Annotated in this window: 10 protein-coding genes and 4 pseudogenes; 5 read left to right on the top strand and 9 right to left on the bottom strand. The window is 40.0% G+C overall.

The genetic code is table 11. The annotated features are described in order from the left end of the window. The first annotated feature begins 351 nt into the window (after positions 1–351). Together PCIT_RS22145 and PCIT_RS22140 are read left to right on the top strand one after the other, a co-directional pair. Entirely contained in the window at positions 352–2,001 is a 1,650-nt protein-coding gene (locus tag PCIT_RS22145) for an AAA family ATPase (protein ID WP_010368127.1), read from the top strand. Next, positions 2,002–2,880, top strand: coding sequence for an HNH endonuclease (locus PCIT_RS22140; RefSeq protein WP_010368125.1), 879 nt, complete (start codon positions 2,002–2,004; stop codon positions 2,878–2,880). An 82-nt stretch (positions 2,881–2,962) separates the two neighbouring features. On the opposite strand, the gene ltrA is transcribed toward PCIT_RS22140, so the two are convergent. Together ltrA and PCIT_RS22130 are read right to left on the bottom strand one after the other, a co-directional pair. Next, positions 2,963–4,318 carry a group II intron reverse transcriptase/maturase gene (gene ltrA / locus PCIT_RS22135; RefSeq protein ID WP_010368123.1) on the bottom strand — a complete coding sequence of 452 codons (1,356 nt, stop codon included), beginning with the start codon at positions 4,316–4,318 and terminating at the stop codon, positions 2,963–2,965. Positions 4,319–5,258: 940 nt separating this feature from the next. Then, complete coding sequence (locus tag PCIT_RS22130; RefSeq protein WP_010368118.1) at positions 5,259–6,413, bottom strand: IS110 family RNA-guided transposase; 1,155 nt, start codon at positions 6,411–6,413, stop codon at positions 5,259–5,261. A gap of 644 nt (positions 6,414–7,057) precedes the next feature. Here PCIT_RS22130 and PCIT_RS22125 point away from each other — a divergent pair. After that, positions 7,058–7,318, top strand: a pseudogene (locus tag PCIT_RS22125) (transposase); the annotation flags it as partial. 220 nt (positions 7,319–7,538) lie between these two features. Here the strand turns inward: PCIT_RS22125 and PCIT_RS22120 are convergent. The 3 pseudogenes from PCIT_RS22120 to PCIT_RS22110 all read right to left on the bottom strand — a co-directional run. Beyond that, positions 7,539–8,045: pseudogene (locus PCIT_RS22120) on the bottom strand (transposase); the annotation flags it as partial. Between the two features lie 8 nt (positions 8,046–8,053). Continuing rightward, positions 8,054–8,716 (bottom strand): annotated as a pseudogene (locus PCIT_RS22115) (transposase); the annotation flags it as partial. 90 nt (positions 8,717–8,806) lie between these two features. Next, positions 8,807–9,085, bottom strand: a pseudogene (locus PCIT_RS22110) (tyrosine-type recombinase/integrase); the annotation flags it as partial. A gap of 75 nt (positions 9,086–9,160) precedes the next feature. On the opposite strand from PCIT_RS22110, the gene PCIT_RS22105 reads away from it, so the two are divergent. Then, entirely contained in the window at positions 9,161–10,198 is a 1,038-nt protein-coding gene (locus PCIT_RS22105) for an IS110 family RNA-guided transposase (protein ID WP_192992835.1), read from the top strand. Positions 10,199–10,628: 430 nt separating this feature from the next. Here PCIT_RS22105 and PCIT_RS23300 read toward each other — a convergent pair whose 3' ends face one another. Then, positions 10,629–10,757 carry a hypothetical protein gene (locus PCIT_RS23300; RefSeq protein ID WP_021032152.1) on the bottom strand — a complete coding sequence of 43 codons (129 nt, stop codon included), beginning with the start codon at positions 10,755–10,757 and terminating at the stop codon, positions 10,629–10,631. Between the two features lie 266 nt (positions 10,758–11,023). On the opposite strand from PCIT_RS23300, the gene PCIT_RS22100 reads away from it, so the two are divergent. Beyond that, the gene (locus PCIT_RS22100; protein WP_192992804.1) at positions 11,024–11,932 is read left to right on the top strand and encodes an IS5 family transposase; all 909 of its coding nucleotides are present in this window, start codon (positions 11,024–11,026) and stop codon (positions 11,930–11,932) included. Positions 11,933–12,703: 771 nt separating this feature from the next. Here PCIT_RS22100 and PCIT_RS22095 read toward each other — a convergent pair. The 3 genes from PCIT_RS22095 to PCIT_RS22085 all read right to left on the bottom strand — a co-directional run bounded on the left by PCIT_RS22095 (position 12,704) and on the right by PCIT_RS22085 (position 16,865). Next, positions 12,704–13,669 (bottom strand): hypothetical protein, encoded by a 966-nt coding sequence (locus PCIT_RS22095; protein ID WP_010367504.1) that lies wholly within the window; start codon positions 13,667–13,669, stop codon positions 12,704–12,706. Then, a complete protein-coding gene (locus tag PCIT_RS22090; protein WP_010367503.1) occupies positions 13,657–14,391 on the bottom strand; it encodes a glycoside hydrolase family 25 protein in 735 nt (244 codons plus the stop codon). The genes PCIT_RS22095 and PCIT_RS22090 overlap by 13 nt, the downstream gene beginning before the upstream one ends. Positions 14,392–14,468: 77 nt before the next feature. Beyond that, positions 14,469–16,865, bottom strand: coding sequence for a hybrid sensor histidine kinase/response regulator (locus PCIT_RS22085; protein ID WP_010367502.1), 2,397 nt, complete (start codon positions 16,863–16,865; stop codon positions 14,469–14,471). Positions 16,866–16,896 lie beyond the last annotated feature (31 nt).

The raw sequence follows: 16,896 nt of genomic DNA, 5'->3' as shown, positions 1-16,896 counted from the left end.
GCAGAGCTTGCTGAATTAAATCAACGCGTTAACCTGCTTAAGTGTTCGGGCTAGAAAAGTGCGTGCGCGGTGAAAATATCATTGATAAATCGGCGAAAATTAGCTCTAATGGCAGGATAAAACGTACTGAGTAATGCAGGGATGGCTTAATCACGAAAGACAAGCCGATAAAATAGGCTCAAGACAAGTTACGCCACTAAAAGCAAATTCCCATAGCATAAATAACACCAACTCTGACACACCGAGCGGGTAGCGGCTCAGTCCAACAAGCGATTATGCAGCACAAACAACGTGCCGCATAAATACTAAATAGTTAGCTGTCAATCCATCAACTTTATACTTGAGTCCCAAATGAAATATTATTATTCAGAATCTTTAGCAATTGAAAAACTAGATGGATTTCATTTATTACAAGATCATCATGGAACAAACTATAGGCAGCCATGGGATGATTTTGGGTTTATTATCAAATTTAACTTGTACTATGTTACCGAAAAAAAGAAACGAAAATTAGGTCCTCTAAAAGTATTGATTAATGATAATGAAGATTCATCATTATTTTTTAAAGATAAAGGAATAGCTGTAGATTCAAAATTTTTCGACATTACTGATGCATTAAATAGCGGCAATATAGTGTCAATTGGGGAAGATGTTGATTTTTATAAAAAAATAAACTCTTTATTCAATGTGGAGCAAGTTGAAGATATTCTGGTTAAAATTTGTGATGCGGGGTATTTTCACAATCGTTATGATGAATATTCTTCTTGGAAAGGATTTTCAGGCAGTTTTATGCGAGGCACTGCCGCAAGTGCAATTCTAAAGAAAGGGTTTCAAATTGCTTTAGGACGTTACGTACCCAAAAAAACATTTGATATAAGCCTCAGTGAACTTGGTGATACTTTTGATGATTTATGCTTAAAATTTGATACAAGCCGTGTGATAGGGAAATCTAATATCAACTTACTTATAGGTAAAAATGGAGTCGGTAAGTCCCACGTATTAAAAAAATTGAGTGAAATAATTACGGGTGTTATCGATAGTAAGGATAACCCTCCATATTTCCATAAGTTAATCATGATTGCCTTTTCTCCATTTGAAAGTTTTTATACTAAAAGTGAGATTTTTGAAAAACTATCTAATAGATATTCAGATGTTGATGATAAAGATAATAAGAAAAGTGACAAAAGAAAAAGATTGCATGTAAACGAGTATTCCTACATCGGCTTTAAAAATGAAGACGGTGTCCATGATATAACTCATCCAATTAAGCAAAGTATAGAATCGTTGGTCAAAGTACTACAATATGACGATGAAAACTCCTGGTGGGAAGATCAATCTAGATTAAGAATACTAAAGGATACACTGTCTTTATGTATTGGTTTTGATGCGATATTTATTACTAATGATGAAGGTAAAGAAGTTGAAATCACTTCAACTCTAAAAACCAGTACTTTAAAAGATAAAATAGATTACACAAAAGGTATTTTCTTCAAAAAAGAAGGAGAGATATTGCCATTAAGTTCAGGTCAAAAAATATACTCATATATGATTCCTGCAATTATTGCAGAGCTTGAGGAGGAGAGTTTATTAGTACTTGATGAGCCCGAGTTATATCTACACCCTGAGCTTGAAGTTGGCTTGATGAATATGCTGCAACATATATTGAGAGAAACTAAATCATACGCAATTATTGCTACGCACTCTGCGATACTGGCTAGAGAAGTCGAGAGTAAAGCTATAAGCATTTTAAGGAAAGTGAAAGGAAATACAGAATCAAATATTACAAGTGTTGAAACGTATGGTGAATCTTTAGATATTATAATTTCTGAAGTATTTGATGATGAGTATATGATTAAGCCATATCAAAAGGAAATTGATATATATTTAAAAAAGCCAGATAGTTCTATGGATACGATAAAAGAACTTATAGGGGATGATGCTCTAGCATATGCATTATCAACAATGGATGATGTTGATGATATAAAGATAGAGGATGTTTAATTGCAATACCTTAATGAGCTCTTAGAAGAATTACCTTGTAGTTGGATTGACCTAGCTACAGGTTGTAGAAAAGACAATGTTAATGAACTCATAGACATTTCAGATGAATTATCGAGAAGGTATTCCTTATACGAGGGACTTGTCAGTAACTATACATTAGATCTTCAGTCTACAGAGTTTAATGACCACCGAGATTTACTTGTTGAGTACTATGAAAAGTCCCCCGCAGCATTAAACCGTGAATTGCTGAATAGAAGAAATGAACATGGTTTATATTTATGTCCATTCTGTGGTAACCCAAAGAAACCTGACACATTGGACCATTTCATTCCTAAGGTTCAATGGCCTGAGTACTCAATTTTTCCAAATAATTTAGTACCTCAATGTCGGGGGTGTGCTCCGATTAAAGGTGAAAACTATTACTGTAACGAAGAGAGTACTGCAAAGTTTATTCACCCAATATATTCAGATCTTCTACAAAGATTTAGGTTCAAGATTACAGTCAATTTTGACGAAGGTAACAATAGGCCTATTTTTGCTATAAGCTTAATAAAGGTTTTAGATGCCGAAAGAAGTGAAAATGAAAGAGTAATATTCCATATAAAACACCTAAAGATTCAGCAAAGAATAATAAAGTTTTGCCAAGAAGATTATCGAAGGTGGAAGAAGAGGCTATCAAAAACTAGATTTGATTTAAGGGTCGCCTTACAACAAAGATTATCCGAAATACCAGAAAATGATTGGGGAAGAGATTGGAAAACTGCATTCATTAAAGGGCTTTTAGATAATGAAAATGCAATTGACTACCTTCATTCTTTAAGGCCTAACCCAATACAAGCTCCGCAATTACAGGTTATCGAAGAATTAGAGATAGAGTGAATCAAAACAGCTAATCGGGTAGCCGGAGGTCTCTAACCTCCAGCCCCCACACCACCCATCATGCGGGTCCGCAATGGGCGGTTCATCTCCCGTAATGAATATTGATCCAAATATCTCTCAATGAGACTAAACCTTGTGAAGCTAAGTAGTCATTGCTTAATGCAATGTTAATTCCTTTTGTTTTTGAGCTTCGACAAGGCCCCTTGCTAGTAATACCGCATGCTATGGCCAGTCGTTCATTAACCCCTAATTTTATTAAACTGCGTACTTTGGTGCGTGGTTTACGCCATTGTCGCCAGTAGCACATTCTTATCCTGCGGCGGATCCAGTGATCTAAATCCACCGTTAGCTGATAAGTGTTGGCTATTAGGTAGTAGTGTCCCCAGCCGCGTAAATACCGCGTGAGTTTATGAATTTGTAGGGTCATTGAGATCCCCCAATTTCGGTTAGTGAGCTCTCTTACATTTGCTTTAAACTTCTTTAGCGCCTGTTCGTGGATCTGCACTTGAGCGTAGCGGAAGGTAAACCCGAGAAATTTCGAGCCTGATACTGAACCGACCCGACTTTTCGACTCATTCACTTTGAGCTTTAATCGCTTAGTGATAAACGCAGTAATTTCCTGTTGGATTATTAGCCCTTCGCTTTTCGTTTTTACTAAAATGATTATGTCATCAGCGTAACGTGCAAACTTAAGTTGTTTACAGGTTAGTTTCTTATCTAATTCATCAAGTAAAATGTTGGAAAGCAAAGGGGATAATGGCCCACCTTGAGGGACTCCTTTGGTTGACTCAAACCACAGACCTGTTTCACGCTCTGCGATCCCCGCTCGGAGGTATTTACCGAGTAGGCGCATGAGTGCTTTGTCTTTGATTTTACGGCCAATACGACTCATCAGCATGTCATGGTCTACTTCATCAAAGAACTTAGACAAGTCAATATCAATTGCTATTTTATAACCTTGTTTAACACAAGATTGAACATGGTTTACTGCTTGACTGGCTCTTTTATGAGGGCGATAACCATAACTATGTGGTGAAAATTGAGGCTCAAAGTAATGCTTAATCACTTGAGCAATGGCTTGTTGGATCACTCTGTCGATAACAGAAGGGATCCCAAGCATTCGCTCACCGCCATCGGGCTTGGGTATCATCACGCGTTTGACTGGCAATGGTTGGTAAGTGCCGTTAAGTAATTGTTGTTTAATACCCAGCCAATGTAATTTAGCGAAGTGATTAAATTCCTCAATACTCATATTATCAATACCCGCAGCCCCTTTATTGCGCTTAACATGTTGCCATGCTGCATCAATATTGTGGTTGCTTAGTACCATTGCCATCAGGTCATGATCTGTTTGGTTATATTCATTCGAGGTATTATTCACAGTAGAACGCTGTTCATCACTATCACAACACGGTGATCTATGTGAATTCAAGTTCATTTGTAGTATCTCCTCTGGTTAAGATGTTCAGGCCTTCACCGTGTCCCCTCCATTACGATGGGCGTTTGGCTACTATGCCGTCTGCTGACTTCTGATAAATCACTCTAGCGATTACTCGATAAAGCGCGTCTAAACTAACGCTTGTTTACTGCTATTTCGCTCGCTGTAGGTCGCAGCAACCAAAGCGCCAAGGGTTGATCAACCAGCCCCTAACTGGTGATCTCCAAGCGTTAGCGCGGATGCGTGTTTATCAGATCTCCCCGAATAAGGAGCATCGACTTTCTCTGCACAACTACATCATTTACGGTGGCCGTTAGATCACATGACTTCGCTATCTTGTGCTAGCTCGTCTCCAGCCTACGCCTCATATGATGTTTTTGTTCATCAGCTCACAGATTTGCTAGCGGCTTCCTCCAGACTATCTCTCGCGATTTAGCCCTTGCCATTCGCTAGTAGTTATCGTTTAATAACAGTATGTTATTTAAACGGTGGTCTTCCTACAGAGGACTTTCACCTCATGAGTCAATGCCCATGTCGGGCGTACACAAGGCAATTAAACGGACAAAAAACAGTTGGCTTTGTTCGTGCCTCACAAATTATAGACAACTGTTTGTTTGCCGCTTATTGCGGCGTTGGTATGACTCCCACTGTCAAGTTAAACACACTGATCCCTGCTTAACTTTAAGCCATAATCTCTCAACTCGAATTAGAGCGAGTTAATACATAGGATGAAGCAAGTAATTTCGTCGGTTTTCATGCTGATATTCGTTGGTTACTCACTTTCGTGAGCAGAGCAGACCTTACTTAGTTCGACGTGGCACCTGTCTTCAGTCTATGTTCGTGGTTCAATGCTGTGTTTGCAGCATTGCCATCCTAACGCCGTCGGTGGTTGTGCCACACCCGATGCCTGACCCAATGCATTAACTCTAATTCGTTCATTTTAAGCTGGTACCCGTGCTAAACGTAATCTTGGATTAACGGGTATCAATACTACTTCTTTTGCAATTGCCCAGATATACGCAATCATTTCACGGGCAATAGCAGTGACAACGAGGTTGTAATGCTTGCCTTTATTTATAAGCTTTTTATAACGTTTGCAGAGTCTTAATTGTGCTTTCCATGCGATATCAACAATTTGCTTTGGCAAGCCTTCTTGTCGTTTTTGTAGTTCAGTCGATATATTGGCTGCATGACGATAACTATGCGCGCCTTCGACTAGTAATCGCCTTGCACGACCATTCCCACATTTAGTAATTGCGCCAATATGCCTTTTACCACCGCTTGAGTGTTCACTTGGTACAAGGCCAAGGTAACTCATGAGTTTACGCGGATGATCGAAGCGGGTTAAATCGCCAAGCTCAGCCACAACGCCAGCGGCGACAAGTAAGCGAACGCCGCGCATGGCTTGAATGGCTTTAACAACGGGGTAATAACGCCATTGATAAACATGATGAGATAGTTCGTTGTCGAGTCGGTCCAATCGTGCAGTTCGCTCGTTTATAGTTTGAATAAACTCTTGTAAAACGATTTGTTGTGCAGGGTGTGGCAATACCAGTTCGGTGAGCCAACGTAAGTGTTTGAGAGACCAGTTTGCTGTGCCTGCATAGTTAATATTATTACGAAGTAACAGCGCTTTGAGTTGGTATTTGGCATCTTTTAAATCCTTCATGGCGACTTCTCGAGCACGAGATAAATCACGAATAGCTTCATCTTCAGGCTCGGGGACATAAATAGGGGTTAAGTCTTCAGATTTAAGAAGCTTTGCGAGTTTTAGTGCATCACGTTTGTCAGTTTTAATACGTTCACCAGGCTTTTTAGGTATTAAAGAGGGTGCAACCACGTAACAGCAATGTCCAAGAGAAGTAATTAAACGGTAAATCCAGTAACCGCAAGGGCCAGCCTCATAAACGAAGTGCAGAGTTGCATTTGGGTATTTAGATTCAAATTGCCTGATAAGCTTTTTAATAGCGACTTTAGAAGAAGGAATTCGGCCGTGATGGATAGGTTGAGCGCCGCGTTGGTCTTCAATATAAGCCACTTCATTAAACTCTTTATGAGTATCTAAGCCAATGAAAAGTATGTTATGTTTAGTCATGCTAGCCTCTGCTATTTAGTTATTTGACAAACTAATTATGGCTCTGGCTTTAAGCTAACCCACGAAAATGCGGAGGCTAGCACCGTGTGGGAGTCATTATGTCTATATGCCCTAAAGGAATTTGGTGAAATCTTGAATAAATTCGACTATAGGTTTGACGCCGCTCCAAATCAAAAGGCGAAGGTAATTCGTTATATCGTATATACGCTTCTAGTTTGTATTGCTTCGTTCTCGTTTATGTATTTTATTCACTACATGGGGGATGTATTGAATATAAACGTTAATCAGCCTATACGAGAGTTTCCGACGAACGTAGTGATTTTGGGTTTGTTGGGAATGCTTGTAGCATTCACTCTTATTTATACTGTCCTACTTATATTAGCTAGAGTGATATTTACAAAACTCAGAGTGTGAATCGGGCATATAACAAGGCGATGAAGAAAGGGACATAAAATCATTGGCTTGTCACTCGTCCCTCGCTAAAGTATAACCAATAATTTTATTGCCTCTTATCGAGGCGTTGAGGCTGTAGAATTACTCGTTTCAGGGACTTATTCTACACTGCTTAACTTGTTCACTTTTTGACCTTGAACCAAGCTGGTTACTGTGATCTAATAGATATTATTCACCCATGGTAAACTGTTATGGCTAACTACAAGCCTGACTTATCCTGCCAAAATAAATTCATTCCAATCAATTTTTCTGAACAGATATTGCCTGGTACATTTGAGTACGCGCTTTGTTATATTATTGAAAATAAGCTCGACTTATCGGGGTTTGATGCAGGGTATAACAATGATAAAACGGGCGCGGCGGCGTATTCGCCAGCGGTGATGTTAAAGATAATTTTACTCGGTTATGCACATGGGTTGATCAGTAGTCGCCGTATCGCCAAGGCCTGTGAAAACAAAGGATAGATTAGGATGACACCCACCCAAAAATTAATACCAACAAATAAGCCGCGTTCAATCTGAAATATCGCTTGGTTAGTAAAATCAAATCAAGTAAATGTGCTATCAGCTCCAGAATAGAGAAAAACTGAACTCATGCCCAGTAATAAGGCACAGCTAAGCCGCCAAGTTATGGAGTATCGGTTATATAGAGATTATCTTGATGGTCTAAAAATTAAGCCAGCAACCTTTCACACTGCTTATAGTTAGCCCGCCGTTTAATTTCCAGGCTCGCACAATAATTATCAAGCTTTTGAGGTCGCCCTACTGCACCGTGGAATACTCTGGTAAATTGCGTGGTGAGTTTTAGCCAGTTTTCCGGGGCTATGTTTAGTCTTTCTAAAATTGGGGAGTTGATTGGGCTTATAGCGCCTCGCTTATCTGCTCGCATACATCGGCCGGTTAATTCTACCAGCTCTAAGTATGACTTTAATTCAAACGGTAAACCTTTAGGCATGCGCTTTCGGGGGCTGCCTGCAAAACGCGCCAATTGTTTAGGTTGCTTGCCCTCTTTGGCATGTTCACAACGAGTTTTTACACTGGTGTAGTCTGAGGTTTCGGGTGTGTCAGCCATCTTTGCTCTGATTGGATTTAAATCAACATACGCCATACAGGCTGCCAGTGCCGCTTCATCAAGTAAAGCTTGTGATTTAAAGCGCCCTTCCCAAAATCTCCCAGTACAACCAGCGCCAATTGTTTAGGTTGCTTGCCCTCTTTGGCATGTTCACAACGAGTTTTTACACTGGTGTAGTCTGAGGTTTCGGGTGTGTCAGCCATCTTTGCTCTAATTGGGTTTAAATCAACATACGCCATACAGGCTGCCAGTGCCGCTTCATCGAGTAAGGCTTGTGATTTAAAGCGCCCTTCCCAAAATCTGCCTGTACAGTTATCTTCCTTATTCGCTTTTCGGGCAATACTTTCATTCAGTACCCGCATAAACCAACTGATACTCGCTAAACGTTCTCTAAATTGTTCAATGTCTTTATTTAAAAAGTATTGCTGCGCTGAGTCTAGCCGCTCACCTTGAAGGTACTTGTGAGATAGTATGGTACCTTTAAACAACTTATGCCATCTGATGATAATCGATTTATCACTCAGTCTTTTAGCCTTTATATCATCTACATACAGCACAATGTGAGTATGGTTACTCATCACCGCATACGCACACACATCAATACAAAACACTTTGGCAAGTTCAAGTAGCTTATCCTCTACCCAGCCTCTTCTATGCTCGTACGACTGCCCTGTTACCTTATCTTCACCACACAAATAAGCACGGCGAACACACCGTGAAATACAATGGTAGTATTTGGTATCCGTTAAACTCACTTGTCTTTTGCGTGCTGTGGCCATGAGAGAATTGCCTATCTTTTGAGCTGAATCTAAAAGATAGGCAATGAATGAAAAAAATCAACTTTGGATGGGTGTCAATGTAAATTAATGTAAGTATTCATTAGCCTGAGCAATTTGATTTCTTAGCAAAGGTATAAGTTCTGTGGCGAGTGTAACCACCCGATGTTTATTCCCTTTTCCATTCCAGATCCGAATGCATTTGTAGTCAAAGTCAATATCCTGAACTCGTAGTTGAACAGCTTCCATTACACGTAAGCCGCTACCATACATTAAACCTGAAATTAAATAATATCGTTTACTTAAAAACGACATGAGACGTTTAACCTCCTCGGGGGTCATAACAATTGGAACTTTGGATGGGTGATGAGATGGACACTCCCAAATCGGCGTCAATGCGCCAAACTAAAGGTGTGTTTTTAACGATAGTTAGTAGGAGCATCCATCATGAATAACGTTAGTATATTAAGCATCGATTTAGCAAAAAATGTCTTTCAACTTCTTGGAATTGATGAACACGGAAAACCTTGTTTCTCAAAGCGGGTTTCTAGAGTAAAACTCCATGAAATAATCCTTAATTTACCGCCTTGTAAAGTCGTTATGGAAGCTTGTTCATCCTCTCACTACTGGGGCAGAGCATGCTTAAATTCTGGTCATCAAGTTAATTTAATTCCTGCACAACATGTTACCCCATTTGTACGTGGTAACAAAAATGATAAAAATGATTGTTTGGCAATATATGAAGCAAGTAGAAGGCCTAACATTCGCTTTGTTCCCATTAAAAGTGAACAGCAACAAGCTGTGCTTTGTCTACATAGAATACGAGAAAGGCTACTCAGTACTCGTACTGCCTGTATAAATCAAACTCGAAGTTTACTCCTCGAATTTGGGTTTCACATTCCCAAAGCATACTCTGTATTCAAAAAGCATATCCATGAACTTTTATCACAAGATGTTCAACCTGTTATTCGCCTCATGTTGTTAGAAGTACAACAAGAGTTAGAAAACTATGATAAAAAAATTAAACTAATGGATACCTTGTTTCAACAAACTAATACCCACAACACCAGTGCAGAAATTATGCAATCAATTCCTGGGATTGGCCCTATCATTGCCTCCGCGTTTAGCGCTAGTATCGATAAAGGGCAAGCATTTAAAAGTGCGAAAGACTTTAGCGTCTGGCTTGGCCTTACGCCTAGGCAATATGCGTCTGGTGAAACAAATCGTTTGGGCACAATTACTAAACGTGGAGATGGGTACCTCAGAAAACAACTTATTCATGGTGCTCGAACGGTTGTGAACCACGCGCATAAAAAAGACGATGACCTGAACCTATGGGTCACTGCCATCAAGCAAAGGCGTGGTGTGAATAAAGCTGCGGTTGCAATGGCGCATCGTCTGGCAAGATTAATGTGGATATTACTTCAAAAAAATGAATATTACCGCCCCATACGTTCATGCAACCAGGTTCAAGGTAATGTTTAAACACCAAGTTAGATTGGCAAGCAGCTCGTAAAAGACAAGGGTGACTTAACCCGAGTGGGTGTTGAGAGTACTTGCCAATCGCCTATCATTGTTCGCTACAGTTAGATGAAAAAAGGCCTAGCCTGCCTATACAAAACCCGGCAAAGGCACGGTATATAAACCGCTTGGGTGTATTCAAATTAGGGTGTATAGGCTCGAAGCTCATTAGGGGCACTGAAATAACAGTTAAGCCCGGATATATGTCAGAGCAACGCTTTATTGCAAATGGGTCAAACGTCAAACAGTGGCAGCGACGAAATGAAAAAACGAGGTAGTTTATTCTACCCCGCCAGAGTTATTTTGTTTGACATACCGGGAGTGTCCATATATGTCAATGTAAATTAATGTAAAAGATAGGCAATGAATGAAAAAAATCAACTTTGGATGGGTGTCAATGTAAATTCGATGAAATATAATCATCTAAATACCAATAGGTAAGCCACCCTGCATTTCGATAAGCAAATTTTGTTGAACAACCCGCAACCGTTAGCAGCGCAAGTAATATGATTAATAGTCGCATTTTAAACCCACTTAAAGCCTGTAATAACCTCAGTCTATACTCTTCACTTTCAAAAACGGATTAATAGCTGCATAAAATTATATCAAAAAGGCAATGTTAGGGGCCCTGAGTTCGGCGTTAAATGTTTACAAAATGGGCAGAAGAGCAGCTAAATACTGAAAAGGTTAATTTATTCTTTTAACCTATTTGGCCGTTGTTTCCTAAATAATTGAACTTCTTTGGTTTGGTGTGATCAGATCATAAAATGCCTTAACCCATGCCTTGAAATGAAGAAGAAAATTAGGAATTGGTCACAGTACAATCGTGCTTTAGTTCAACGCGGTAACATCAACATTTGGCTAAGTGATAGTGCCATCTCAAAGTGGCAGAATACTGAAAAGCACGGTGGCCGTGGTCGTTCAAATTACTATTCTGATTTAGCAATTGAAACGTGTTTAACCTTAAGGGCCGTATTCCATTTGCCACTCAGGGCCTTAGAAGGGTTTGTAAATTCCTTACTTACTACGATGGATACCTCGCTGCAATCACCGGGTTATAGCTGTTTATGCAAACGCAGTAAAACACTTGATGTGCAATATAGAAAAAGCGCAGGCAAAGGCTTTATAGATATTGTGGTCGATAGCACGGGCCTTAAAGTGTATGGAAATGGTGAATGGCATACAAGAAAACATCGTGCGACTAAGCGCCGAACTTGGCGAAAATTGCACTTGGCCGTTGATGCGACAAGTCACGATATTGTGGGTGCTGAGCTGTCGATGGTAAATGTGTCAGATGGTGAAGCCCTTGCCGATTTAATCAGGCCACTGCGTAGGAATATAGACAGAGTCACAGGTGATGGTGCATATGACACACGCAGTTGCTATGAGGAGGTCGCAGCAAAAGGTGCGATTATGCGGGTACCGCCAAGAGAGAATGCCCAATACTGGGAAGAAGGACACCCCAGAAACAATGCCATATTTATGATGCACCAAATAGGGTTAACGCAGTGGAAAATGAATTCAGGGTACCATCTTCGTTCACTTGCCGAGACGGCGATGTATCGTTTTAAACAAGTAATGGGTGATAAGCTGAAAAGTCGTCAATTCAATAGTCAGCATACTGAAACGATGATTAAAGTGAAGGCAATAAATAAAATGAATGGGCTAGGTATGCCCAAATATCAGCAACAAAGTTAAAACTGAGAAATTGATTGGTAGTTAGCTATTTGATCAACAAGGCCCCTATTTGTGCTTTCTACTGCTCTTTGGGGTTTTTCCGCACATAAAAAGCCACTGTAAAAATGAGGGATATTATTAATTGGCTAGTAAAACTAGAAAAATACCTTTCACTTGATATGTGGGCCACAACATTACAAATTCCCATATTCGCAAGAAAAAAGATCAAATTCCCCCCAATTTTATGATGAAATCTAAAACATGAAAAATCTTGAACCCACTGCGTATACTTCTTATTGAATCTCAATTTCACCTCCAGCATCACCGAGCTGATAAAATAAGCGCTGGAATGATGTTCTCAGCGGCGTAGCTGTACCATAATTAGTTTATTAATTTACAAAATAAATAGGGGTAACCATAAATAAAGATAACTAACTCATAGACCTTTAAGCTGTCCAATAAATAGCTTACATTGAAGGAAACTCTAACGCTAATCTCAATAACTTTGACCGTATTATGGCTTACAGCCTCGAATACCAAATGAAGGGGGCAAAGCAGGTAACTCTGTGATTAGGCAAGGGGTTACACTAGCGAAATCGCCACAGCTCTTAACACTCAATATTTGGAGCTCTTTGTTTATTTGATGATTAAATTAGTTTCAAAATACAGCAGTACTGAATGGGCTGCGCAGCAGGATTACGCGACAACCCACTATTTTACCTGTCGTTATTATTGAATAACGACCAAATAAACTATATTACTTGAAACAGAGCTTCTCCCGCTCTCACAGAATCACTTTAAAGGTGTAATAGGTACGGGGTCTCCACACACAGGCGTTGACCGCACCTCCTGACGAGTCAGTCCGCGCAATACATGGCAAAAAACTAAATACAATACAAAGCCAATACTTAGGGGAGCCAGTAACAATGATATGACGGAGTGTGCTAGCGCAGTCATTATCACCTTCGCACCTCTTTGTAATTGAGCCTGAGCAATTTTTGATGTAAACGCCGGCTCCATCGACTTGGCCGCTCCCTGTTTATCAAATTCATTACTTTTTGATTGCATTTTGTGCGCTGTCTGGCTTATATCTTGGCCTATTGAAGCAAAATAATCATGACTAATCGTGTTATGAAAATGTGTTTCTATTTCATGAGTGACAGCTGAGCTAATATGGATTGAGTACGGGATCACGACATACATACACAACCATGTTACACCCAATAGCTTACTTACCCATTGTAATGTAGCCTGATGAATCAGTCGTGGTTTGAGTGACATCAACACACCCCATACCGACATATACCCCAGTAATACATTAAAAATAATGGGCGCTAACCAATCACTGAGATAATTCACGATTTGCAGACCACCCACCACAGCGATAGCTGACAAAACATAGTGGCTACCAGAGCTTAAAATGGCAACAAACTCATGATAGATTACGGAAACATCTTTACTCCACAACGCGTTATTTACTGAGGTATTCAAACTGCTTTTTAACTGTGTCATTAAAGCATTTAACTGCCCAAAGTCCTTCAACAGATTGTCTTCTATTTCAGCTAAATAATGGGTGTTATGGTCATATAACGAAGCAGACTGGTGACTGAATATATTTAAGTTTATATCACTTTGTATATTCAAACCAAGTAGCGATACGCATAGCATCGCAAACGTAATAAACCCCCACCGACTCGCTACCCCGTCGCCATCATAAATAACGCGCTCTATGGAGATGGCCTTACCTAATATTTGCATTTTAATGACTCCAACCCCTGTTGAGCGCTTAATACTCGGTCTAGGTCAACCTCATGGTTTATACCCGCTATCTTGCCTTTATCTGAATATTGCCACAGTACAACGTTATCGATGCCTTTCGGTGGTGTTAATGTCGCATTATATTCGGCTAGCCAAACTGGATAAGCCGCAAAGGTAGCGCCAATATTTTTGCTCCAAAAATTACGCGAACTATAAATAATGGGTTTGCACCCTAAAGATGCATTAACATACTGCAAATACGCGTGTAATCGTGATGCGATAACGTGAGGAGTTTGATTTTTAGTTATTTCCACATCCACCATAGGCAAAAGCGACATATCAACTGATTTAACCTGATTTATAAAGTTTTTAGCTTGAGCAATTGGATCATCTTCAGCTTCGAAAAAATGATATGCACCAACCAATAAAGAAGTTTGCGTTATCGAATTAGCATACGTTACAAAGGCAGGATCTTGATAGGTCACACCATCTGAGGCTTTTAAATACGCAAAAGACACCCCCGCCTGTGCGACTTTTTGCCAATTAATATCACCTTGTTGATGAGACACATCAATACCTAAAATACGCTTTGTATTAGCAGCTATTTTCGCGTTATAAGGTAAGGGCTCTTTAGCCACAGAAGATGTAAAAATGATGGGTTTATACAACAAAAATAATAACAGGGCTATAATACCAAGCCCTTGAAAAATTCGTATACTCATGCTCATTCCTTATGAGTACTTGTGCTATGCACATTGTTATTTTCTATATATTACATGAAATTAGCCAAAAACTCTTTTTAGGTACCCACCTTTTTGGGGAGCCAACGTACTAATGCACGTCGTAACTGCGCCAATTGCAACGGTTTGGCTAAGTGATCATCCATGCCAGCACTAAAACATAATGCGATGTCTTGCGGCAAAACATTGGCAGTCGTCGCAATTATCGGCAAATTACTCCAGCGAGCATCACGGCGGATCTGCTTAGTCGCCTCTACGCCATCCATATTCGGCATATGCATATCCATCAAAACCAAGTCATAAGGCTCTAAACTAAGCTGCTCTAGCACCAGTACGCCATCATCTGCTATTTTTACGTCCATACCCAACTTACTCAACATGGCACTTATTACCATTTGATTAATCGGATTATCTTCCGCTACGAGTACTTTACCAGATAACAGGGAGTGCGCTTCAGTTAAACAAACAGATTCATCTTTAGCCTCACCTTTGCTAACTAAGATGTCAAAAGTTACGTGTGTTCCTTGGGTATATTCAGAGCTAATTTCAATACTTCCGCCCAGTAATACTGCAAGTTCTCTGCAAATACTCAACCCCAACCCCGTTCCACCATATTCTCTTGTGGTACTATCGTCGGCTTGCTGAAACGGTAAGAATATGTGTTCTAACTGAGCAGACTTTATGCCTATCCCCGTATCAATAACATTAAAAATCAAGCGATATTGCTGTTGCTCAGGCCGCGCTGAAATAATGATTTTGATACTACCTTGTGAGGTAAACTTAATTGCATTACTCACTAAGTTCACCAGCAGCTGCTTCAAGCGCACTTTATCTGTTTTAATAGCACTTGGTACAGCATCATCACAATGTACCATTAACTCTAGCGACTTTCGCGCAGCAAGGGGTTGCAACATAACTAATACGTCATCTAATAACTCCGTCATCAAAAAGTCTTCTATGACTAACTCAACGTGGCCTTCTTCCAGTTTAGATATGTCTAAGATATCATTCACAAGTGATAGTAAGTGTTGCCCTGCACTGGCTCCCATGGTGAGCATTTTTGTTTGCTCTGCATCTAACTTAGACTGCAACTTCAGTAACTCAAGCATTCCCAATAAACCATTTAAAGGCGTTCTAATTTCATGACTCATATTGGCCAAAAAGCGGCTTTTAACCTGTACAGCATGCTGAGCACGTTCTTTTGCATATTCCAAAGCCTGTGTTCGGTCTTTTACATGCTTTTCCAATTCATATTCCCGTGTATGAACTTGATCTCGCATTTTAACAAATGCTTGGCTAAGCTCTCCTAATTCATCTTTACGATGGTTAACAACTTTGTAAGTGAAATCGCCATTCGACAACGCTTTGGCCGCTTTTGTCAAAGCATGTATTGGTGCATAAAGCTGCCCCGATAGTTTGAGCGAAAAAGCAATAACAACAATGAATACAATAAAAAAGGTGCCCCATAAAACCTGCTTTAATGACTCAACAGGTTCAAATATAACGCGATTTGGTACAACAACAGCAATGCTGTAGCCTGTTGAAGGGATTGGGGCAAAAAAGACATGTTGTAACTGTGAAGTATCGGCATCTTTGAGTTCAGCAAACCCAGTATGCCCGGCCAGCATTTTTATGCCTAATGAGCGTATTGCTTCGTCTTCTTCTTCATTAATTTTAAGCCTAACAGATTCCTTTTCGCCAATCTCATTGAGTACCCAGGTATCATTATGCTTTTTTAATTGTATAACTTTATTCGGATCCCAGTGGTACATATAGTAGCCATAATTCGAAACCAACATTAGACGCGTATTTTCAGCAAACATGGTCATAATCTTGTTTTGAACCACAGACACCAAACGGTCTATTTCACGCCATGGAACACTGCCACCAAGTAGCCCAACGACCTTATCTTTGCTGTTTAATATGCTCGCACTCACCACGATTTGTCTAACCCCCGTGGTATACGAGATCATCGGATCAGACACGAATGTAATCTGTCTATTACCGACATTGTCACCAACCGTCGTTCGCCAATAGTCTCGTTTTTTAATGGTTTTTTGCACTGAAAATGGCTGAGTGTCATCAAAAGTGCGTTTCATTTGCTGGTGAGGGTTGCCCCCTTCGGTGTTATGAAAACTACCATCTTTTGTGCCCACAATGAACTTTTCATAGACATTGTTTTGCCGATTTTTTTCATCGATTAAAAACGGTCTCATTTTAACAAAGTCCATGCTTTGCACCCGAGGATCACGTGCCATCAACGCAATTTCGGCTTTTCTGTTACTAAAGTAGCGTTCAAATAATGCAGCAGCATTGCCAACTTGAGCGAGCGTACCTTGAATGCTTAAGCTTCGTGATTGCTCTGCACTGTGAGTTACACTCAATACAAATACAACCAACAACGGCAGTAGTGAAGTAAAAAGTAACACCGCAGCCAAACGTACTTTTAACCGCATTATAACCTTCTTATTTAGAGAAACATCTCAT

The organism is Pseudoalteromonas citrea (genome assembly GCF_000238375.3).
Taxonomy (GTDB): Bacteria; Pseudomonadota; Gammaproteobacteria; order Enterobacterales; family Alteromonadaceae; genus Pseudoalteromonas; species Pseudoalteromonas citrea.
This window is presented reverse-complemented; position numbering and strand designations above follow the sequence as displayed.